The sequence below is a fragment of the Spirosoma utsteinense genome (genome assembly GCF_014282275.1).
Lineage (GTDB): Bacteria > Bacteroidota > Bacteroidia > Cytophagales > Spirosomataceae > Spirosoma > Spirosoma utsteinense.
This window is the reverse complement of sequence record NZ_VFIA01000003.1, coordinates 39861-61898: the sequence shown is the minus strand read 5'-3', so window position 1 is coordinate 61898 and position 22038 is coordinate 39861. Positions and strand designations below refer to the sequence as shown.

Sequence of the window (22038 nt, the reverse complement as noted above, 5' to 3'; positions counted from 1 at the left end):
GGTCATGCATCCGGTTCCGGCCGGTCGAATTGTTTGCGTTGCTGTACCAGCACGGGAACGATCAAAAAGCTCAGGCTGCTGAATAACAGGTTGAATCCGAACCCGACGGCGTGCATAAAGGTGGCCAGCAAAGCCCCTTCTGTAGTACTTAGCCCATACAGCACCAGTGCCCGGCTGACCAGAAAATGGTAGGTGCCAATACCGCCCTGCGTAGGTACCGCCAGCCCCCCCAGTGAGGCCACAGCCAGCACCGTTAGCGTTGCCGTGGGAGGCAGCGAATGGGTGGATGAAACGGATAATAGTAGAAAATAGATTGTCGATAGAGACAGCAGTTGATTGAGTAGGGTCAGAAAGACAAAAAATCCCGGATTTGGTAGTCGGCGGATAGCGATGATCCCTTCCCAAAGCCCACGACTAAAACCAATAATCCGGATTGTGAAGGGATGTTCTCTGATAACAGGGAACTGGTATAGCCAATACAGCAAGACTATACTAAGTACTACTAGGCCGGTGATCAGGCCAAGTAATTTGTTGGGGGCGGTAAACGAGAGACCAGCCAGATACGTCTGCATCCGGCTTAACTCCAGCGCAAAGGAAAGCAGGAGTACCAGGACCAACATAAACAGGTCGAGAACCCGCTCGGCCACTACCGATCCAACCCCGTGAGAGAAAGGTACATGATCTGTTCGTTGTAGTGTCGCGCAGCGGGTCACCTCGCCCGAGCCGGGAATAATCATGCTGGCAATGGTACCGGCCGTCAGAGCAACGGTTGCCCTAAATATCGATGGATGATGCCCCAACGCCAACAACGCCTGCTGCCACCGTATACCACGGCAAAAAAAACTGCCTATACTGACGAGAAAAACTAAACAGATCCAGCGATAGTCTGCCTGCCTGAATTGCTGCTGAATAGCATAAAATTGAATGTCTTTACTAACATAGATCAGTAAAAGAACAGCCACTAAAAATGGCAAAACACGCCCGAAAAATTGACTCATGAAGCTTACTCCCGAAGAGTTGCAAGTTAAAGAAAGCACTTGACAGTTTATGGCATGTTATTTGGAAGGAAGTTAACGTCGGCTACCTTTGATATTATCTGGCAAATCTGGCCTCAGGCTATTAGAAACATTCGTTTTCTACAATAAAACGAATGGATAATCGATTAGTAGCTAGGCTGTAAACCGTTATATTAGTCGTTATATTAGTTAAGATGCGTAACGCACCGTCAGTAAATGAGGGGGCCTTCCATCGGACCCATTACCAAACCCAAATGTAGCTTCTTGACATGTCGAAGTCGTCAAAAAAGAAACCTGTACCGCTTCCCCCCAAGCCTAAAATCGGAACTTCCCCCGTTGAGAGCCAACGGCCCATTCCGGGGTTGACCGGGCGAGAGGAAATGCCATCGTCAACCCAAGTGAACACCAAACTACCAACAAGATCCGGCTTTGAACTCATCCACTTCGATAAAAAACTTAAGTGGTTTATCGGTATTTGCTTTGGCTTGTTTTTAATTGTTACGCTGGCCAAGATTCACCCCATTTCGCTGGCGATGTGGAATGAATTACTTCCGGACGGGAGTAATCCTAAGCGGGGGCTTATTTCGGGCCAGCCCCGCCGGATTCGGATGGACGACTATGCCGTTGGAACACCCTGGATTCTTTCGCAGGCTAACAAAGGATTTCCAACCATTAATGAAACCATCGGGGGCGAAAACACACCGATTCTCGTTACACCGACTCATCATTTCAGCGAAATTTTCCGGCCCGACCATTGGGGATTTTTCTTCTTACCCATCGAACAGGCTTATGCCTGGCTGTATAATCTTCGGGCGTTCATGTCTATTGTGGGAGCAGTTCTGATGCTTCTACTGCTGACTCGCAACAACTTCTGGCTGTCCATAGTAGGCAGTATCTGGCTGTTTTATTCCTCGGGCACGGTTTCCTGGTCATTTATTCCGGCCCCGCTTATTGCCGCTACCAGCCTTATCTTCGTGGCTACGGTTTATTTGCTTTACGGTAAAAGCCCCAAACAGGTGCTGGGCGCTTCATTGGCGCTGGCCTGGCTGTTAATGGTCTATGCGCTGATTTTGTATCCACCCTATCAGGTGCCGCTGGGCTATGTCTTACTCTTTCTGTTGATCGGGTATTTCATTAATAACTGGGATGTAAAAAGGCTCTTTAGCGATTGGCCCGTGAAACTGGGCGGAGGCATCCTGTCGCTGGTTATACTGGGTGTTGCCTTCTGGCTATTTTACATCGACGTAAAGCCCACACTCGATGCCATCATGAATACCGTGTATCCTGGTAAACGGAGTGAATTGGGTGGTACGGGCTTCGTTGCCAACTGGTTCTCGGAATACTTCCGCTGGCAGGTCGATGATACCAGATTTCCGTCCGGCTGGCTCAATCACTGCGAGTTATCGCACTATGTTACGTTTGCGCCAATTATTATCCCCTGTGCCATTACAGCTTTTGCCATCAACCGAAAAATAGACTGGACCGTTTTGTTGCTAAGCGTTTTTGTCATTGTCGGCTATGTCTGGATCGAAGTTGGATTTCCCGAATGGCTGGCCAAGATGACGCTGCTGAACATGAGCCCCACCCGCCGGACACAAATTCCGTTTGGGATTGGTAATGTCCTGCTTACTATCCTGTACCTGCATTACCTGACCACCATCGAGATAAAATCGAATAAACTCTATACGGGTATTGGTTTGGCGGTCGTGCTGGGTTTCATGATTTATGCGGCTAACCTGAATGTTGAGGATTCGGCAGGTTTTTTCAAACTCAACCAGTTGTTCATGCCGATCCTGTTCTTTACCGGACTTGGTTCGCTGCTGCTATTCACCTGGCAACCGGCCTATCGGAATGTGTTGTTCGGGGTAGGTATCCTGCTGTTTCAGTTGCCCAATCTGAAGCTAAATCCTGTATCGAAAGGAATGACACCCATTACAGAACACGCTCTGTATGTGGCGGTGCAGAATATTCATAATCAGGAGCCAGCGGCCAAATGGGCGGTGTTTGGCAGTCAGTTCGTATCCTATATGGTTACTGCTACCGGCGTCGACCTGCTCAGTGGCGTTAAGTACGTTCCACCCCGAAACACCTTTAAAGTACTTGACCCGGCCATGAAGCGCGATTCGGCCTACAACCGGTATGCCCATACGGTTTACAACTCGTATATCGATGGGAAAGATTCTGTAATCGTTCAGAATACCTACGAAGATGCCTACGTGGTGGCTATGGACCCTTGTTCGCCCCGCTTCAAAAAACTTAACGTTAAATACATCGTGTTTGACAAACAGCCTCAGCCCGTTGAAACGCGGTGCATGAAGCTGGTAACCACATTAGGAACGATTCAGATTTACCGCATTAACGATTAAAAACCAATGGGAGGAACCGATTTCCGTGTGTTGATCGTGGTGCCATGCTACAATGAGGAAGAGGCTATTGCCACCGTCGTGGCTGAGATAAACTACATAAAGCATCAGTATGGACTGAATCTGGATGTACTGGTGGTAAACGATCAATCGACCGATAATTCACTGGCCGTTATCCAGAAGCTGGACTGCCTATATTTGAACCTACCCGTTAATCTAGGCATTGGGGGGGCTATGCATGCCGGGTACAAATATGCTTTTCGGTATGGGTATGATGTGGCGGTTCAAATGGATGGCGACGGGCAACACCCTGCTGAAGAACTCCCCAAGGTTCTACAGCCTATTTTTGAGGGTAGGGCCGATGTCGTGATTGGGTCCCGGTTTCTGGAACGAACGGGCTTTCAGTCTACCTACGTTCGACGGTTGGGCATCACGTATTTCCGGTGGCTTAACCAGTCACTTATTGGTAAAGCCATTCACGATAGTACCTCCGGATTTCGAGCCTTTAACCGACGCACGATCTGTATCACCAACGCGTATTACCCCGACGAATACCCGGAGCCGGAGTCCATTGTTCAGTTTGGACTGCACAAACTCCGTATTCTTGAGGTTCCGGTCATCATGCGCGAACGTCAGGGTGGTACCTCGTCCATTACACTAGCAAAATCAATATACTACATGTTTAAAGTAACAATGGGGACATTATTCGTGTATATTCGTTTACAGAACAAGCAACGCAACTATGGAGTCGTTACCGATTGTTATTCAGATACTTAGTCTGAGTGGGGCGCTGGGGTTCATGTACTTCATCGCCCGGCTTATCATTAAGGGGAAGCTGAGAGAGGAGTATTCCTTCATCTGGATTGCGTGTACCATTATCCTGATCGTTTTTTCAATCTGGCGAAAGGGGCTGGAGCAAATTTCATTGGCGCTGGGCGTGTTTTACCCGCCGTCACTCATTTTTCTGGCGGCAATCTTCGCGATTATTATCTTCCTGGTCCACTTATCGGTCGTAAATTCGAAGATGCAGCAATCGGTAAAAGAACTGACGCATGAAATTGCATTTCTGAAAAAAGAACTGGCCCAACTCCGTGAACATGATAAGCTCGAATCGCTGGGAACTCCACTCGTAACAGAATCTTAAGTAACCATCGTGACGACCGCCCCTCCGCCGGAACTCAGCATAATTATTGTCGCTTACAACAGTCTTAATGACCTAAAACGCTGTTTGCCAACGCTAACAGAAGCCGCCAGCCGGTTAGCCCATGAGGTCATCATCGTTGATAATTACGGTCAGGATAATTTGGCTGATTGGTTGAAAACGGATTATCCCACCATCCGGTTTATGGCTAATCCAACCAATTCGGGCTATTCCGGTGGCAACAACCTGGGTCTTGCACATGCAACAGGCATCTGGACGCTCCTGCTGAATCCGGATACCGAATTGATACCCGATAGTCTCGAGCGACTCGTTGAAACGGCTCGCCAATATCCAAATGCCTTCATTACGCCTAAACTGCTGAACCCGGATGGCACCATCAACACCTGCGGGAATCAAATGCAGTATACCGGGGTCACTACCTGCCGTGGCCTAAACGAACCGGCATCGAACTATACGGTTGTGGAGGAAGTGCCCTTACTCTCGGGGGCTGCCCTCATGGCACCAACAAAGGCCCTGCGTGAAGTTGGTGGGTTTGAGGAGTGTTACTTCATGTATTTCGAAGATACTGATCTGTCGCTTCGGGCACGGCTGGCGGGCTATACCTTACTCTGCGAACCAAGGGCTGTTCTGATCCACTATTACCGCCTGGGTATGTCGCCAACGAAGTTTTACTATCTGGAGCGAAACCGGCTGTTAACCTTCCTTCGTGTTTTTTCGAGCTTGACTCTCCGGCGGCTGATACCGGCTTTGATACTGACCGAACTGCTCATGTGGGGATTTTCCCTGCGGGGCCTGGCTTATGTACGGGCGCGATGTAAAACCTACCGCTGGTTATGGCAGAATCGGGTCATCATTCAACAGCAACACCAACACATTCAGCAACAACGGCGTGTGTCCGATAGGCAGTTGCTACGAAACAGCCTGATCGATATGCCCTTCGATCAGTTGGTGGGGGGGCGCTTGGGAAATAGTCTGAACGCGCTCCTCCGACCAATTTGTCAATGGATGCGACCCCGTTTGTAACGAAGTTCGTTATACGTCAAATCCATCCGTTAAGGGCAAATAGGACGGCACGCCTTTCGTAATCAGGCGAACGCCCAACGTATAATGCCCCGGTTTTAAGTCGCTTTTCCTGATCACACAGGAGAACCCTGCCTGCAAAAACTGAGTCGACTGGTATTGGTTAGCAACATCGTACCGAATCTGCCGCCGGGTATCGAAGGCATAATTGTTTTGCGCGGACTGCGCGACGAGCTGAATCTGGGTTTCGTTGGATGGCTGGCTATTAACCGCCCATGCCTGATACATCACCAGAAAATCGTGAGTAGGGTAGGGCTTCACATCGGCCGCCACATCGTTTGTTGGGGTGAGGGTAGCACCCGTTAGTGGGATCGGTTGGCTCTTCAGGTTGGCTAAAGTTAGCGCCGGTATCTGGTAAATGCCTTTCTTCAGGGCGTCCTGAAAGATCTTCTTTGCCAGTTTGGGGTCACCCCAGTACAGAATTAAATTGTCAGGATTGTCATTATAAAGGGCCACACTGAATTCCAGGTTCGCTGTTCGGTCCGCTACCTTCGACAAGTGCTGCTTGTAGGAATTGGTGTATAGATAAAAGGCCAGACCCAACCCAGCTATCGTCAGGGCTGGTTTGACATACCGGTTTGTGGCAGTTTCAACACACAGGATGTACAGGGAAATGAGCAGCATAACCGACAGAATGCCGTAGCGCGGTCCCATGGCCTGAGCCACGCCAAACCCCGCCCGGCCTGCTGATACCGACAGACAACTGATATACATAAAGGCCAGCAACATAAACAGGGTAAGGTTGGAGCCAGCCAGCCGTTTTTGGTAGATCACATAGATGGGTATACCCAGGGCCAGAGCCAGCATCCATTTGCCGGCCAGGATGGGTTGATTGGGCTTGGCTGAAAAATTCGAGCCGGTCAGTGTAAAAAAGTGGTCGAGAAACTGCCCGCTATTTGTCAGAAATGTTTCCAGTACCGGCGGGTGATGACCGGGTTTGGCATAGCCCCAAAAATAAAGGAAAATCGTAACGGCCGCGATACCGGTCCAGATGCCCAGTTTGCGGTAATTCTTCGTCAGAACCAAAAAAGGTATGCCTACCAGAAACGTGAACATACCGTTTCCACTTGTGAAAGCAGCCGCTACGGCACTCAAACAGGCCATTAAAAACCAGGCAGGCCGCTCAGATACCCGACTGAGGGCGTATAGACTCAACAGCGAAAAAACAACGATATATAGGTTCTGGATGGAGGCCATGCCCCAAACGGTCAACTCCCAGAAATGCAATTGAAAAAGAAGAAATGGAACCGGTAAAAAATAGAACAATTTTTGCAGTAACGTTACCTGCCGGAACGATGCCGCAAATAATAGCCAAAAAACAAATACTAAAGACAGGTTGCCAAAAAGTATCTGGTTGCGAAAATTCACGTGGCCGCCAATGGCATAGTCAACCAGAAAAACCAGCCGGTCGAACGCAATCCGATGCTCGTTATGCTGCGCAAAAATCAGTCTCCATTTGCTGGCCAGTGACTGGCTGTGGAAAGCGTAATTGGTAATGAATTGCAGAGTGCTATTGAAGTCATCTTCAAACGGAACGTTGACCGCGTTATGCCAAACTACGTCGTAGTATCGAACTATAGGTACCAGCGCGATTAGCCCAATCAGGATGCCTGCCGCAAAGGCAGCGGATTTAGGTATACGAAACGGCTGGGTATCGGGTCTGGTAGCTAAAGGTGGGCTAACTACCGATGCCTGGTTCGTGTCAACGATTGTTCTTTCTCCACTGGCTGTGGTAGATTTTGTTTTTTGCTTTGCTGGAACGGTGGGTTTCGACTTCGCCATAGCGAACAGAAAATAGGTGGTTAGTCTGTGAATTTATGCCTGGTTGGGCAAATAATGAGTAGTATAACAATTCTTTACCGGCAAGAAGCCAGTTCGTTGCTGAATGGCTTATTCCTCGTTAGTATGGACATAAAATCCCTGATTCGAACGCTCAAAACATCGCCCCTGCTGGCTCCGGTATTGGCCCTGATCGATTTGACTTTGTTTGTCGTTGATACACTCGCCATACTCTCCGCAGGACGGGTCCAATGCAGACCAAAGTCGTTGCTCATTGTTCGGGTCGATGTATTGGGCGACTATTTACTGTTCCGCAATTACTTGAAATCCATCCGGAATTCAACCCGGTTTCAGCAGTACACGATCACATTATGTGCCAACTTTTCTATCCGGACTATTGCCGAGACGTTTGATAGTGACATCGTCGATACCTTCATCTGGACCGATATTTATAAACTATCAACTCAGCTAGGATATCGATTTACGTTTATGCGCCAGCTCCGGAAACAGGGCTTCGACGTTGTTTTCTGCCCCACATTTAGCCGTGTTCTGGTCCTGGATGATTTTCTGGCCCGGTCAACAGGCGCTTCAGAACGGGTTGGCTGCCTAACCGATTTTGTCAATATCAACCGTTGGGAAGCGTGGTTCGGAAACCGGCTATACACGCGCATGATTGATTCAGGGCCCGGTATCGTTTTCGAAATGGAGCGTAACCGACGCATCTCTGAGCAATTTCTGGGCGAATCGGTGGCGACATCATCATTGCTGCTTGACCGAAGCAAAGCAAAACCGGTTGCTTTACCCCAACCTTACATTGTCTTATCTCTGGGTGCTGGGCAGGATTTTCGTATCTGGCCCGCTAGCCGGTATGGACAGGTGGCTCAGTTCATTCAACTGCATTACCCCGCATACCACATTGTCCTGACCGGTGCCCCCAATGAGCAACCCTATTCCGATGCATTGTTAGCATTGCTACCTGACCGTTCCAACCTGCTCGACCTGACCGGTAAACTGTCTATTGCCGAATTAATCTATGTGGTGAGCAACGCCAGCCTGTTGATTACCAACGAAACCGGCATTGTACACATCGCTGCTTCCACTCAAACGCCCACCATCGTTGCCTCCCAGGGGAAATCGCTGGTCCGCTGGCATCCATATCCGCAACGTTCCAGTGAGCATATTCACCATTTGTACCCCGATTTTGTGGAGCAGCACCGTGGAAATCTGGAACAGATAGCCCCACAATTCAATCCCGAATCTCCGTTTCCGATAGATGTTATTACCATCGAGCGGGTTCTTGATAAGGTTCAGACCTTGTTGCCGGTTCGCCAGCCGATTGGTTAAGCCAGGTGTTCGGCAATCATCCACCCATCAGCCAGGCTATGGGCAATGATCCGAAAGTCGGCCCGCGTGCGAACGTCCTCAAACGAGCGAAAATGCTTCAGGTGGTGAATATCGTCGAGAATAAGCCAGTAAGGTCGATTGCTCAGTGTATCGCGCACGGTCTGGTATTCGAGCCAACCAATGCCACCGGCAGAGTCCAGCAGTACCAGTGGTCGGTCGTTCCGGTGTTGGAGCAACAGGGTTTGTAATAGGTTTTCTTTACGATTCAGAAATGTCTCGCCAAACCAGTCTACCAGACTGATTACCCAGTTTTTACCCAGTTTGCCTTCGACTTCATTCGTATAAAAATTGACCGGATCTTCGAGGGTGTCGATAAAAACATCGGCATATTGCTCATGATTATGCAGAGCCTCATCGTGTTTAATGAAGTGCAGGGCTTTTTCTTTCGCGACAGTATCGCCCCAAAGCGGCTTTACAAACGACCATTTCAGGAGATTGATCCGGGCAATCGAATGAAATGTAAGGTTCCCTTCAATGGTGTAATAAGCCTTGGGCGGGCGGTGGGCCGGAAATGCTCTCGCCAGCGTCTGCGTCGACCCCGTCCCTAACCAGGTGCCCGTCTCGATCACATAGTCTACTTTATCCTCGGCGAAGATTTCTTTTAAGGTCGACTGAAACAGTTCGTCTTTAGACATAGATACCGATTGGCGGGGGTAATCCTTATAGCTTTTCACTTTGATACCAGACGGTTATGGGTTGGTTTTTTTTTAAGCAGAGCGGCATCGGACAAAGTTCGGCTTTTCATCAGCAATCGAACGATGCTGGATAGCCCAAGCCGACCCGCCACGATGAAAAACGAAAAAAGAAAAGTAGGAATGCGTTTCTTGGTGAACAGATGATAGTTCAGAATACGATGGTAGTGCAACCCATATTGCTGACCTAGATAAGCCAGTGTTTTGGCTCTGTACAGAGCCACATGCTGCCCATGATGCGGTGCATAATACCACCAGTCAGTTACAGCCGGAGCCGGAATTGGGCAGGGTTGCGTGGTAAAAAATATCGTATCTGAGTAAGCCAGAATCTTCTCAAGCTCCTGACGTGGGTTAACAAAGTGCTCGAAGCACTCGAAGGCTGTGGCCGCTTCATACCTGCCGGGTTCTGCATCAAAGCCTTTAGCCATAAAATTTTCGGCGTAGAGGTCTGTTGAATAAAAGTCGAAACCGATATCACGCATCAGACGGGCCAGCGTTCCATAGCCACCGGCATAATCGACAAACTTACCCTTTGCGTCGAAAGCAAAATAGAGCAGCGTGGCGGCCGATTTTCCCAGGATGAGGCTTCGCTGAAGCGTTCCTGTATCGGTGGTTGTAAAGGCGCTACTGTAGGCTTCTTCAAGCCAGTAAGGCTCCTCTGTCTGAACAAACGCACAGGCAGGACATTCAAAATAAGTCACCTTATGACGTTCTAAGACCAGCGTTTCAAATAAGGGCACTGCCAGACTTCCACACACGCGACATTCCATACCTGTAACTTACTTATTTGAATTGTCTTCACAAAAACCACGCCATGTTCAGGCGGTGTGTGCTTACGGAGAAGGCACCAGTTCGATAGTAATAAAATAAGGTTGAAGGTAGCCACCAGCCGGGTTTAACCTGGAAGCGAATGCAGAATTAGCCGCTAACCGACGACTCTAAAAAAATATAGAATTGCACGTTTTGACGTAAATTTGAGTTTCCATTGAAACGAAAAAACGTGGGATCTCCCGGCATGAAACTGAATCTTCACCAAACAGACTTTTTTGAAGACCGTCATCACGGCGGCCGGCGCTCCGGTCAGACCGACGCAGCTCTCGCCGAGATGCTGACGACCATCGGCATTGACTCCATCGACGAACTAATCGATCAGACCGTTCCAGCTCTTATCCGGCTCCCCCGTCCGCTCGATCTGCCAGCACCTAAATCAGAAAATCAGTTTCTGACTGATTTCAAAAAGCTGGCCAGTCAGAACAAAATAGCTAAATCCTACATCGGAACGGGTTACTACGATACCATTACGCCGAACGTTATTCTGCGTAATATTCTCGAAAACCCAGCCTGGTATACTGCCTATACGCCTTATCAGGCAGAAATTGCCCAGGGACGGCTCGAAGCACTGCTCAATTTTCAGACAGTGGTCTGCGACCTGACGGGCCTGCCCATCGCCAACGCGTCGCTGCTCGATGAGTCGACAGCCGCTGCCGAGGCCATGACGATGCTCTACAGCCAGCGCCCATCTGCGAAGAAAAATGCCAATGCCTTCTTCGTTTCGGAACGGTGCCACCCGCAAACCATCGATGTCGTTCGGACCCGAGCTACCCCGCTCAATATCGACGTAATCGTAGGCGACCATCGCACCGCCGATCTGACCAACGGGGCTATTTTCGCCATACTGCTACAATATCCGGCTTCGGACGGTGAGGTATTCGACTATACCGACCTGATCACGGCCGCTCATGAACTTAACATTACAGTAGCCGTTGCCGCCGATCTGCTGGCGTTGACGCTCCTGACCCCTCCCGGCGAAATGGGAGCTGATGTTGTCGTTGGTTCGGCACAGCGGTTTGGCGTTCCTATGGGCTATGGCGGGCCACACGCGGCTTTCTTTGCTACCCGTGACGCGTTCAAACGTCAGATCCCCGGCCGTATCATCGGCGTGTCGATCGATGCACAGGGGAATCCTGCGCTGCGTATGGCTCTGCAAACCCGTGAGCAGCACATTCGCCGGGAGAAAGCCACATCAAACATCTGTACGGCGCAGGTCTTACTGGCGGTGATGGCGGGTAGTTACGCTGTTTATCATGGACCGCAACGGCTTCGCGAAATCGGCGAACGCGTTCACGGCCTGACCAAAGTATTTGTAAAAGCCCTGCGCTGCAACAGCTACGAAGTAAACACGGAAAATTACTTCGATACCGTAACCGTGAAAGTAGGCGACACCGAGTCGTTGAAAAAATCGGCCCGGGCCGCTCAGATCAACCTACACTACCTGGCCGATGGTGAGCACGTTGGTATCTCGTTCGATGAGACCAAGACGCTCGATGACGTTCGTCAACTGCTGGACATCTTCGGCGTCAAAGCCGATCTGGATACCATTGCGGAAGGGCTGGAGCTGGAATGGCCTGAACGACTTGTTCGGCAGTCGGACTACCTGACGCACCCGGTTTTCAATACACACCATACCGAGCACGAGATGCTGCGGTATTTGAAATCGCTGGAAGAAAAAGACCTTTCGCTGGTTCATTCTATGATTTCGCTCGGTAGCTGCACAATGAAGCTGAACGCTACTGCCGAAATGATCCCGGTGACCTGGCCGGAGTTCGGTCGGATTCACCCCTTCGCGCCGAAAGACCAGACGCTGGGGTATCAACAGCTGTTTGCCGATCTGAATACCTGGTTGTGCGAGATTACAGGCTTTGCGGCCATGTCGCTACAGCCCAACTCGGGCGCTCAGGGCGAATATGCCGGACTAATGGTGATTCGGGCATATCACGAAAGCCGGAACGATCACCACCGTAACATTGCCCTCATTCCGCAATCGGCACACGGCACCAACCCGGCCAGCGCCGTAATGGCGGGCATGAAAGTCGTTATCGTCAAATGCGACGAGCGGGGCAACATCGATGTAGCCGACCTGACGACCAAAGCCGAACAGTACAGCCAGGACCTGTCGTGCCTGATGGTTACCTACCCATCGACACATGGCGTTTTCGAAGAAAGCATCAAAGAAATTTGTAATACCATCCACCAGCACGGCGGACAGGTGTACATGGACGGTGCGAACATGAATGCCCAGGTTGGACTGACTTCGCCAGCTGCCATCGGGGCTGATGTTTGCCACCTGAACCTGCACAAGACGTTCTGTATTCCTCACGGTGGTGGTGGACCGGGCATGGGTCCGATCGGTGTGGCACCGCAGCTGGTGCCGTTCCTGCCGGGTCACGTCGATCTGGGCAGTAAGGGGGCCGTATCGGCAGCGCCTTATGGATCGGCCAGCATCCTGACGATTTCATACGCCTACATTGCCATGATGGGTGGTGAAGGATTGACCAATGCCACGAAGCGGGCCATTCTGAACGCCAACTACATCAAAGCGCGGCTGGACGGCCACTACGATACGCTTTACACCGGTAAAAACGGTCGGGCGGCTCACGAAATGATCATCGACTGCCGCCCGTTCAAATCGGCGGTGGGCGTTGAGGTCGAAGACATCGCCAAACGGTTGATGGACTACGGTTTTCACGCGCCAACGGTATCGTTCCCGGTAGCGGGCACGATGATGATCGAGCCAACCGAATCGGAGTCGAAAGCCGAACTCGACCGCTTCTGCGACGCTATGATCGCCATCCGCAACGAAATCCGTGAGATCGAAAGCGGTGCTGCCGACCGAACCAACAACGTTCTTAAACACGCGCCCCATACGGCCACGGTCGCACTGGCTACCGACTGGAATCGGCCTTACAGCCGCGAGAAAGCGGTTTACCCATTGCCGCAGGTTCGCGCCCGGAAGTTCTGGCCGAGTGTGAGCCGGATCGACTCAGCCTATGGCGACCGTAACCTGGTTTGTTCCTGCGTTCCAACCGACGCTTATGCCAACGAAGTAGCGGAGGAAATGAGCCTGGAACAGGAAGTGTAAGTAGCAAAACAAGAAACCCTGGTAGTGGCCGAAGGCCCTGCCAGTGGTTGAGAACAGATCGAAAAAAGATCTACTCAACCACTGGCAGGGCCTTCGGCCACTACCAGGGTTTTAGGCCGAAACAATCCTCAATAAAAACCAATTGTAATCGTTAAAAGTAAGTCTCGCGGATGAATGTGATTATATTGGCGGGAGAAGATCGTTTTTGCTCGTTGACCTATATGAAAACCAATACGTTGTCTGCGCTGCTGGTCGCGTTGTGTGTAGCCGTCAGCCTGACGGGTTGCAACTCGGCCATGCAGGCGTATAAAAAAGGCGTTCGCCATTATGATGCCGGCGAGTACAATCTGGCGCTGACGCAGTTCCAGAAAGCGTCGAAAGGCGCTATTGATCCCGCCCGGCTCAACTATTACACAGCAGAATCATACCGGTTATCGAACCGGTTTGGCGAGGCTGTACCGTTCTACCAGAAAGCAATCGATGCTAACATCGCCGAGCCAAACGCCCGGTTCAACTACGCCTATGCGCTGAAATCGCAGGGCAACTATGCCGGGGCGCTGGAACAACTACAGCAGTTCGTAGCCAGTGCACCTAAGACAACCGTTAAGCCGGTCCTCGACAAGGCGAAACGAGAGGTGGAAACGCTCCGCGCCATCGATGCCATTGCTCAGAATAAATCGCAGATCAACCTCCGCAACATGGGTAATCTCAACTCGACTGGGTCGGAGTTTGCGCCGGTCGTGCGGGGCGAGGAGTTGGTGTTTACGGCATCGCGCAAGGAGCAGACCTACAAGAATAACGGCCTGCCTATGCTGGGCCTGTATAAGACCAAGCTCAACCAAAATCCCGACGAGACGGGTACCTCGCCCGCCCCCGAACCATTCAGCACCAACGTGCTGCAAGGCGACGTAAACGAAGGAACGCCCGCTTTCTCCAAAGATGGTAAAACGATGATCCTGGCGCGGGGCAACAACGGGAAACGCAAAGGAGGCCTGGATGTGGACCTGTACATCAGTCGGCTGGGTGAAGGAAACGCTTGGAGTCAACCCGCCCGCTTACCCATCAGCGATTCGCTCGCCTGGGACGGATCGCCTGCTTTTTCGGCTGATGGCAAGACCCTTTACTTCGCATCTAACCGGGCTGGTGGCGCGGGTGGTATCGACCTCTACCGGACCAGCATCGACGCATCGGGCCGGTTCAGCCGCCCGGTCAATATGGGCCGGGATATCAATACGCCCGGCGATGAGATGTTTCCCTATGTAGCGCCCAATGCCAAACTCTATTTTGCCTCCGATGGGCATCCTGGTTTGGGTAAACTCGACGTCTTTGTGGCGACGCGCTCCGGGGGCGTTACCCGGGTCGAGAATATGGGCCAGCCCATCAATTCGCCCGCCGATGATTTTGGCCTGATCTATACCGAATTGACGAAAGGATTTCTGGCGTCGAACCGCAGTGGGGGCAAAGGCGACGATGATATCTATTTCTTCCAGGAAGGCCCCGCCCGCGATACAACGACAATTGCGCAGAATCCCCCGAACGCGCCCAAGACGGTACGTTATTTTATTGCCGGTACGGTATCTGTCAACGAAACGCCGGTGGTGCCGCTCGATTCGGCACGGGTCCGGATTCTGGACGATGCAACCGGCCAGCCTATTGCGGAGGTAACGACGGGAGAAGCGGGTACATTTGGTAAGTACCCGTTGCAGGAAGGTAAGGATTATACGATTCTGGCCGAACGCCGGGGCTACCTTACCCGCCGGGAGTCGTTTACGATGCAGGGGAAAAGCATCCCGCAGATTTTCCTGACCAAGCCGCAGACGGATACCACCTTTTACGTGCCCCTGCTGCTCGATAAGTCGTTGCTGAACAAAACGTTCGTGCTGGAAAATATCTATTACGATCTGGACAAATACAACATCCGGGCCGATGCCGCGCCCGAACTCGATAAGATCGTCGTGATTCTGAAAGACAACCCAACGCTCAAACTGGAGCTGAGTTCACATACTGACGTTCGGGCACCGGATGCTTATAACCTGCGCCTGTCGCAGAACCGGGCTAAATCGGCTGTTGATTACATTGTATCGCAGGGAGTCTCGGCTGACCGGCTGGTAGCGAAAGGGTATGGCGAAACCCAGTTGGTGGTCAAAAACGCCAAGACGGAAGAGGAACACCAGCGCAACCGACGGACAGAAATCAAGATTCTGGAATTATAGACGTTTGCCAGCCCACCGTTTAAACGGTGGGTTAATAAACCGGTGGTCCAATAAACTGGTGGGTTAATAAAACGGCGGCCCCATAAAACCGGTGGTCCAATAAACCGGTGGGCGAGTAAATTAAGAAACACAAAGCGAACGGAGTTGGTTGTCGAAAAACACCAGCTCCGTTCGCTTTGTATGAAAAACGATAAACTCCGCCAATTCTTCGTCGTATTCAGCGTCGTCACGATGATTGTGATGAACTACCTCTCCAACGCCCGTGTGTTTGGTGGGTTGACCAACGGGGATATTTCCAACAAGTACCACACGCTGATCACACCGGCGGGCTACGCGTTTGCCATTTGGGGCATTATCTTTCTCGGCCTGCTGGCCTTTGCCATTTATCAGGCCTTGCCATCGCAGCGAACGAACGTGCGCTTTCGGGCCATTGGGTGGCTGGTGGTGATCAATACGCTGTGCAATGCTATCTGGAGCCCATTGTTCAACAATGAACTCATCGGTATTGCGCTGATCGTGATTCTGGTCATGCTCTTTACCGCGGCCATGATCGAGCAGCGACTATTGATGCGTCCTCACATACCTATTGTAGCCCCTGATCTGGATGCTACCCTACCGGAGTCGCCAGCTTCATCGACCGAAACGTGGCTTGCCCGAATTCCTTTCTCCATTTATTTTGGCTGGCTTACCGTCGCTACTATCCTAAACGTTGCTGTCTATCTGACCGCAACCGATTTTAGCCTGATGAACCTGAGTGAGCAGACATGGGCCATCGGCATATTAATAGTTGGTTTGGTCGTTGGTGCGTGGCTATTCAACCGGTACCGAAGCGTGGCTTATATACTGGTATTTGCCTGGGCCTACGTAGCCATTGCCGCCGAGCAATCTGCCACTGGTTCCATCAGGATTGCGGCCTACGCAGGAGCCATTGGGGCTGTTCTGCTGGCTGTGAGTGGCTTCGTCTCCCGAAAAACGCCGAGCTATAGCTAAAAGAGGGGTTTGAATGTAACCTTTGCCAACGTTCTAAACGTTGGCAAAGGTTACATTCAAACCCCTCTTTTAGCTACGTCTGCTAGTTATGCCTGCTCGTCTTCCAGCACGGTGATGCTGGTGATTTTGTCGCCCTGCTTGATCTGGTCGATTATGTCAAGGCCATCGATCACTTTACCAAAGACCGTGTGAACGCGGTCGAGGTGAGCCGTATTCTGGCGGTTGTGACAGATGAAGAACTGCGAACCACCTGTGTTAGGTCCCCGGTGGGCCATCGATAATACACCCCGGTCATGATACTGGTTATCGCCTGTCAGTTCGCAGTCGATGCTGTAGCCAGGACCACCAGAACCGGTACCGGTTGGGTCGCCCCCCTGAATCATGAAATTAGGGATGACGCGGTGAAATTTAACACCATCGTAAAATCCCTTCTTTGCCAGCGTAATGAAATTATTAACTGCTTTTGGGGCGTCTTTGTCGTAAAACTCGATAAGCATCGTACCCTTATCGGTATTCATTTGTGCCTTCGGCATGGTCGAATTCGGTTTGTTCCAGAGGACAAAATTACGACGTTTTTCGGTCAATGTGAGTAAAATACCATTCCTCGGGGAAAACGGAATATTTAGCGGGTAGGTTGTGCCAAACCATGCACAGAATTCTTTAGTATCTTTGATTGTTGCTTTTTTATTCTGCCTGTGGCGCTTTGTTCCCATGGAAAATCAATCGATCCCTTATTACGATAACCTGCCGGATTTCCTGAAAGCAGTAAAGTCTATCGATTCGACGAACCGTTGTTTTGCCACATTCCCGTTTGAAGATTTTGGCGGGCCGGGCGAAATAATTCCTCCGTTCCGGAGCAGTACCTACGTGGCAGCCCTGGTTACAGAGGGAACAGGGACTATCTATCTGGATGGTGTCCCTTACTATGTTCAGCCCGGCACTGTCTATTTTTTGCGGCCCTGGACAGTTCGGTCGATCCATAAACAGGATCAGTGGCGCGGTCACGTACTGATGTTCACGGCCGAATACGTAACGAAGCGGTCGGTGCTGTCCGATCCTATGCGCGAGTACCCGTTTTACCGCAAGGGCGCGCAACCCCTCATTCATATTACGCCCGAACAAACCAGCGAGTTACGCAGTCAGTTCGACCTTATTGCGGCCGAGTTCGCTCACCCGGCCCGTTCGAAAGCTGATCGGCTGGAGCTGACATACCATCTGCTGCAGGCACTACTGGTAAAAAGCCGCCACATCTACCGCCAGAATCTTTCGGCTATCGATTATTCGCAGCCGGTATCGCTGGTAGAGCGGTTTCTAAGCTTGTTGCAAACCTACCATCTGCCCAGCAACCGGCAGGAATCGTCGGTGCTGCTCACCGTCCATAACGCGGCCGACCGGTTGCGTATCCATCCTCACTACCTGAGCGATATCCTCAAGAAGTATACCGGCAAAACGGCTTTGCAGCACATTCGGGAACGCACAGCGTTAGAAGCGCAAAACCTGCTGCAAAACACAGAAATGACCGTTGCCGAAATTGGCTATCATCTTCACTTCGACGATCCGTCGAATTTCACGAAGTTTTTCAAAAGCATAACCGGCCTGACACCACGTGCTTACCGGGAGAAACAGTACGCCGTGCTGGCGTGAGCGTCCCCATAGGAATGAAAGTGGTAATTCTGACGCTGTTAATTCTGACGATCTGCACTTTTTACCAGTGATTCCCTAAAAACTACCTGTTATCGGGCCTGCTGGCATACTAATTTTGACTCGTTAACTGCTCGTTGTTAACGCCTAATTCTGTAGGCAATCAACCTCTTACCACGCCTACCATGTGGATCGTACGCCTAGCGCTAGAAAAAAAGTACACCATTGCCGTTATGGCACTGCTCATTATGATCATGGGCGGGCTATCGATTTCGCAGATGCCAACGGATATTTTCCCGCGCATCAATATCCCTGTCGTTTCGGTCTTGTGGGGCTATAACGGCCTGTCGACGAACGAAATGGAAAAGATGATCACCAACTTCTCCGAAACGTCGATCATAAACAACGTAGGTGATATCCAGCGGGTCGAGTCGCAGACGTATAACGGTACGGCAGCTATTAAGCTGTATTTCCAGCCGACGGTCAAGATCGAAGAAGCTATTGCTCAGGTAACGGCTATTTCGCAGACCATCCTGACCAGGATGCCGCCCGGAACGCAGCCGCCCCTCATCGTTCGTTACAACGCGACCGACGTGCCGGTACTCCAGCTGGGCTTATCCTCCGACAGCCTGACCGAGCCGCAAATCACCGACTACGCCCAGACGCGGGTACGGCCCCAGATTTCTACCGTGCCCGGTAGTCGGCTATCGCAGGCGTTTGGGGGGAAAACACGCCAGATCACAGTCGATCTGGAGCCCGATCAGCTGGTAGCCTATAACGTAACGCCTGAAGAGGTTGTCGCGGCCGTATCGGCCCAAAATCTGACGCTGCCGAGTGGTTCGCTGAGACTATCAGACCGCGAATACAACGTCCGCCTGAACTCCAAACCTGATGTCATTACAACGCTCAACGACGTTCCTATCAAGGTCGTTGGTGGTACCACGGTCCACATGCGCGATGTGGCCAACGTTCACGATGGGGCCGCTGTGCAATCCAATATTGTGAAGCAGGACGGTAGCAAGGGCGTTCTGATGAGTATTGTTAAGACCGGTAATGCCTCGACTACGCAGATTGTCGACAAGATCCGGAACCAGGTGCTGCCTACCGTTCGGGCTGCAGCCCCGTCGAATTTGCGCATCGAGGAGCTATTCGACCAATCTGTTTTCGTGCGGGCGTCGATCAAAGGGGTATTGGTTGAAGGACTGATTGCCGGTTTGCTGACAGCCGCCATGATCCTGCTGTTTCTGGGGAGCTGGCGCAGTACCTTTATTGTGGCCATTTCTATTCCCCTGTCGATCCTCTCGTCGCTCATTGCCTTGTATCTGCTTGGCGAAACACTGAATATTCAAACGCTGGGCGGTCTGGCGCTGGCGATCGGTATTCTGGTCGATGATGCCACAGTGACCATCGAAAATATCCACCGCAATGAAGAACTGGGTATGCCGCTGCGGCAGGCGATCATTGAGGGCGCGCAGCAGATTGCCACGCCTACGCTGGTATCGACCCTGACGATCTGCATCGTCTTCACGTCGGTGCTTTTCCTGGAAGGACCTGCCCGGTTCCTGTTCGGGCCGTTGGCCGAGGCTGTTGTCTTTGCCATGCTGGCTTCTTACGTATTATCCCGTACGCTGGTACCCGCCCTGGCCGATCTGATGCTGAAGGGCGAAAGCCACGGGACCCTGCCAGTGGCTGAAAGCCCTGGTAGTGGTCAGCACACAGCCTTTTCAACCAGCGACCAATCACTACCAGAAGGTGGGGTTAATCAACATTTGGACCAACCACTACCAGGGCTTTCAGCCACTGGCAGGGTTCGTCCAAACGCGTTCACCCGCTTCTATAACCGGTTTAACCGGGGCTTCGACCGGTTTCAGGATCGCTACATTGGCGCGCTAACGTGGGTACTCAACAACCGTCGGACGGTCCTTGTGGTCTTTGTTGGGGTGGTGGCCTTTACGGCGGTGCTGTTGCCGTTTGTCGGACGTGACTTCTTCCCCAGAGTCGACGCAGGGCAGATAAAGCTGCATATGCGGGCACCGGCCGGTACGCGGCTCGAAGCAACTGAACAGGTCGCTGCCCAAACGGCTGAGATTGTCCGCGAGGTGATCCCTGAAGAAGAAGTTGGCTCGGTTATCAGCAACATTGGCCTGACCTCGGAGCGCTATAACTTTATCTTTACGGATAACTCATCGCTCGGTTCAGCCGATGCCGAGTTGCTGATTTCACTTTCGGAAGAACGGTCCCGCCCGACTGACGATTACATCCGGGAACTACGGGCCCGACTGCGGGAAGAAATGCCCGACGTGACGTACTTTTTCCTGCCCGCCGACATCGTCAGCCAGATCCTTAATTTCGGCCTGACGTCGGCCATCGACGTGCAGGTGTCGGGTTTCGACCGGGCCAACAACCTGACCGTAGCCCGCGAACTACGCGACCGAATTGCGCAGGTTCCCGGTGCGGTCGATGTTCACCTGCACCAGGTTCTCGACGCGCCGGAATTGTTTCTGGACGTGGACCGCGAACGGGCCGCACAGTTTGGGCTGACCGAGCAGCGGGTAGCCACCAACATGAATATTTCGCTGAGCGGCACCGGCCAGACGCGGCCCAACTTCTGGCCCGATCCGGTAACGGGTTTCCCCTACCTGATTGCGGTGCAAACGCCACCCTACCGGCTCGATTCCTACGAAAAACTGCTCCGGACACCCATTGTGCCGGGTCAGGTGACGCCCCAGCTGCTGAGTAACGTAACGACCGTGAAGCGCACCAGCGCGCCGGTAATCATTAACCGGGTGAACACACAGCCGACGTATGACGTCTATGCCTCGGTTGAGAAAACGGACCTGGGTTCGGTAGCAAAGGAACTGAACGCGCTGGCGGCCGAGTACAAGACCCGGCTCAAACCCGGCAATACTATTTCCATTCGTGGTCAGGTGGAAAGTATGGAGAGCGCATTTAGCCGGTTAGGGATTGGTATCGTGTTTGCTGCCTTACTGGTATATCTGCTGATGGTTGTCAATTTCCAGTCGTTCCGGTATCCGTTCATTATCATCACGGCGCTGCCCGGTGCGTTATGTGGCATGGTCTGGATGCTGTACCTGACGGGTACTACCTTCAGTATCCCGTCGCTGATGGGTGCTATCATGAGCGTTGGCGTAGCTACGGCCAACAGTATCCTGCTGATCAGCTTTGCCAAAGATCACCTGCCTGCCGTGGGGGGTAATGCCTACGAAGCGGCTCTTGAAGCTGGCCGGACGCGCTTGCGGCCTATTCTGATGACGGCCATTGCCATGATCATCGGTATGCTGCCCATGTCGCTGGGTTTAGGCGAGGGGGGAGAGCAGAACGCTCCGCTCGGTCGTGCGGTCATTGGCGGGCTACTGATGGCAACATTTACCACGCTGTTGTTCGTGCCAGTCGTATTCAGTTACCTGGTCCGAAAAAAGGGTTCTGACGTAAAGCCTGAAACCGTTCGATCATGAACAGGATATACCATGTCGTCTCAGCCAGGAGCTGGTCTGAGTTTGACGGAAAACCTACCTACGAAGCCGGCAGTCTCCGGACCGAAGGATTTATTCACCTGTCTGAAAAACAGCAGGTGGCGGGTGTACTGGAACGCTATTACCGGAATGTACCAGACTTGCTGTTGCTGCATGTCGACCCGGCCCGGCTGACGCATGAACTCAAATACGAAGAAGCGCCCAACGGCGAACTGTTTCCGCACGTATATGGCCCAATCAATAAAGAGGCTGTAGTAGAAGTTGAAAAAATAGTCCACTAACGAC

The 22038-nt window shown here is 51.8% G+C and carries 16 protein-coding genes; 11 read left to right on the top strand and 5 right to left on the bottom strand.

The genetic code is table 11. The annotated features are described in order from the left end of the window. Nucleotides 1-2: 2 nt before the first annotated feature. Nucleotides 3-998 carry a lysylphosphatidylglycerol synthase transmembrane domain-containing protein gene (locus FH603_RS02710; RefSeq protein ID WP_186735829.1) on the bottom strand — a complete coding sequence of 332 codons (996 nt, stop codon included), beginning with the start codon at nucleotides 996-998 and terminating at the stop codon, nucleotides 3-5. Between the two features lie 416 nt (nucleotides 999-1414). Here FH603_RS02710 and FH603_RS02705 point away from each other — a divergent pair, with 416 nt between their 5' ends. From FH603_RS02705 to FH603_RS02690, 4 genes are read left to right on the top strand one after another with little or no spacing between them, the layout of a single operon-like run. After that, a complete protein-coding gene (locus FH603_RS02705; RefSeq protein ID WP_317171180.1) occupies nucleotides 1415-3382 on the top strand; it encodes a DUF7657 domain-containing protein in 1968 nt (655 codons plus the stop codon). Between the two features lie 6 nt (nucleotides 3383-3388). Next, on the top strand, nucleotides 3389-4156 hold the full coding sequence (locus tag FH603_RS02700; RefSeq protein ID WP_186735825.1) for a glycosyltransferase family 2 protein: 768 nt from the start codon (nucleotides 3389-3391) through the stop codon (nucleotides 4154-4156). Continuing rightward, nucleotides 4122-4523 (top strand): DUF2304 domain-containing protein, encoded by a 402-nt coding sequence (locus FH603_RS02695; protein WP_186735823.1) that lies wholly within the window; start codon nucleotides 4122-4124, stop codon nucleotides 4521-4523. Before FH603_RS02700 ends, FH603_RS02695 begins: the two co-directional genes overlap by 35 nt. Before the next feature lie 9 nt (nucleotides 4524-4532). Then, nucleotides 4533-5564, top strand: a complete 1032-nt coding sequence (locus tag FH603_RS02690) for a glycosyltransferase family 2 protein (protein ID WP_186735821.1) — start codon at nucleotides 4533-4535, stop codon at nucleotides 5562-5564. Nucleotides 5565-5573: 9 nt separating this feature from the next. On the opposite strand, the gene FH603_RS02685 is transcribed toward FH603_RS02690, so the two are convergent. After that, entirely contained in the window at nucleotides 5574-7403 is a 1830-nt protein-coding gene (locus tag FH603_RS02685; protein WP_186735819.1) for a hypothetical protein, read from the bottom strand. A gap of 54 nt (nucleotides 7404-7457) precedes the next feature. Here FH603_RS02685 and FH603_RS02680 point away from each other — a divergent pair, with 54 nt between their 5' ends. Continuing rightward, nucleotides 7458-8744, top strand: coding sequence for a glycosyltransferase family 9 protein (locus tag FH603_RS02680; RefSeq protein ID WP_235985231.1), 1287 nt, complete (start codon nucleotides 7458-7460; stop codon nucleotides 8742-8744). Here the strand turns inward: FH603_RS02680 and FH603_RS02675 are convergent. Further along, nucleotides 8741-9439 (bottom strand): hypothetical protein, encoded by a 699-nt coding sequence (locus tag FH603_RS02675; protein WP_186735818.1) that lies wholly within the window; start codon nucleotides 9437-9439, stop codon nucleotides 8741-8743. The genes FH603_RS02680 and FH603_RS02675 overlap by 4 nt on opposite strands. Before the next feature lie 35 nt (nucleotides 9440-9474). After that, nucleotides 9475-10197, bottom strand: coding sequence for a class I SAM-dependent methyltransferase (locus FH603_RS28900; RefSeq protein WP_186735816.1), 723 nt, complete (start codon nucleotides 10195-10197; stop codon nucleotides 9475-9477). A 314-nt stretch (nucleotides 10198-10511) separates the two neighbouring features. On the opposite strand from FH603_RS28900, the gene gcvP reads away from it, so the two are divergent. The 3 genes from gcvP (at nucleotide 10512) to FH603_RS02655 (ending at nucleotide 16618) form a co-directional block, all read left to right on the top strand. Beyond that, nucleotides 10512-13415, top strand: coding sequence for an aminomethyl-transferring glycine dehydrogenase (gene gcvP, locus FH603_RS02665; protein WP_186735814.1), 2904 nt, complete (start codon nucleotides 10512-10514; stop codon nucleotides 13413-13415). Nucleotides 13416-13636: 221 nt separating this feature from the next. Next, complete coding sequence (locus FH603_RS02660) at nucleotides 13637-15628, top strand: CHU_0125 family OmpA-like outer membrane integrity protein (RefSeq protein ID WP_186735812.1); 1992 nt, start codon at nucleotides 13637-13639, stop codon at nucleotides 15626-15628. Between the two features lie 180 nt (nucleotides 15629-15808). After that, nucleotides 15809-16618, top strand: a complete 810-nt coding sequence (locus FH603_RS02655) for a tryptophan-rich sensory protein (RefSeq protein ID WP_186735810.1) — start codon at nucleotides 15809-15811, stop codon at nucleotides 16616-16618. Nucleotides 16619-16704: 86 nt separating this feature from the next. On the opposite strand, the gene FH603_RS02650 is transcribed toward FH603_RS02655, so the two are convergent. Beyond that, on the bottom strand, nucleotides 16705-17151 hold the full coding sequence (locus FH603_RS02650) for a peptidylprolyl isomerase (RefSeq protein WP_186735809.1): 447 nt from the start codon (nucleotides 17149-17151) through the stop codon (nucleotides 16705-16707). Nucleotides 17152-17329: 178 nt separating this feature from the next. Between FH603_RS02650 and FH603_RS02645 the strand changes: the two genes are divergently transcribed. The 3 genes from FH603_RS02645 to FH603_RS02635 all read left to right on the top strand — a co-directional run bounded on the left by FH603_RS02645 (nucleotide 17330) and on the right by FH603_RS02635 (nucleotide 22034). Next, entirely contained in the window at nucleotides 17330-18262 is a 933-nt protein-coding gene (locus tag FH603_RS02645) for an AraC family transcriptional regulator (RefSeq protein ID WP_186735807.1), read from the top strand. A 182-nt stretch (nucleotides 18263-18444) separates the two neighbouring features. Further along, nucleotides 18445-21735: an efflux RND transporter permease subunit gene (locus FH603_RS02640; protein ID WP_186735805.1), complete on the top strand. Its 3291-nt coding sequence runs from the start codon at nucleotides 18445-18447 to the stop codon at nucleotides 21733-21735. Beyond that, nucleotides 21732-22034, top strand: a complete 303-nt coding sequence (locus tag FH603_RS02635) for a DUF952 domain-containing protein (RefSeq protein ID WP_186735803.1) — start codon at nucleotides 21732-21734, stop codon at nucleotides 22032-22034. Before FH603_RS02640 ends, FH603_RS02635 begins: the two co-directional genes overlap by 4 nt. The last annotated feature ends 4 nt before the right edge of the window (nucleotides 22035-22038 follow it).

Bases quoted from the DNA above. Each gene is read 5' to 3' on its own strand.
- FH603_RS02710 (WP_186735829.1), bottom strand. From the start codon at position 998: ATGAGTCAATTTTTCGGGCGTGTTTTGCCATTTTTAGTGGCTGTTCTT.
- FH603_RS02700 (WP_186735825.1), top strand. From the start codon at position 3,389: ATGGGAGGAACCGATTTCCGTGTGTTGATCGTGGTGCCATGCTACAAT.
- FH603_RS02695 (WP_186735823.1), top strand. From the start codon at position 4,122: ATGGAGTCGTTACCGATTGTTATTCAGATACTTAGTCTGAGTGGGGCG.
- FH603_RS02685 (WP_186735819.1), bottom strand. From the start codon at position 7,403: ATGGCGAAGTCGAAACCCACCGTTCCAGCAAAGCAAAAAACAAAATCT.
- FH603_RS02680 (WP_235985231.1), top strand. From the start codon at position 7,458: ATGAGTAGTATAACAATTCTTTACCGGCAAGAAGCCAGTTCGTTGCTG.
- FH603_RS02675 (WP_186735818.1), bottom strand. From the start codon at position 9,439: ATGTCTAAAGACGAACTGTTTCAGTCGACCTTAAAAGAAATCTTCGCC.
- gcvP (WP_186735814.1), top strand. From the start codon at position 10,512: ATGAAACTGAATCTTCACCAAACAGACTTTTTTGAAGACCGTCATCAC.
- FH603_RS02660 (WP_186735812.1), top strand. From the start codon at position 13,637: ATGAAAACCAATACGTTGTCTGCGCTGCTGGTCGCGTTGTGTGTAGCC.
- FH603_RS02655 (WP_186735810.1), top strand. From the start codon at position 15,809: ATGAAAAACGATAAACTCCGCCAATTCTTCGTCGTATTCAGCGTCGTC.
- FH603_RS02650 (WP_186735809.1), bottom strand. From the start codon at position 17,151: ATGCCGAAGGCACAAATGAATACCGATAAGGGTACGATGCTTATCGAG.
- FH603_RS02645 (WP_186735807.1), top strand. From the start codon at position 17,330: ATGGAAAATCAATCGATCCCTTATTACGATAACCTGCCGGATTTCCTG.
- FH603_RS02640 (WP_186735805.1), top strand. From the start codon at position 18,445: ATGTGGATCGTACGCCTAGCGCTAGAAAAAAAGTACACCATTGCCGTT.
- FH603_RS02635 (WP_186735803.1), top strand. From the start codon at position 21,732: ATGAACAGGATATACCATGTCGTCTCAGCCAGGAGCTGGTCTGAGTTT.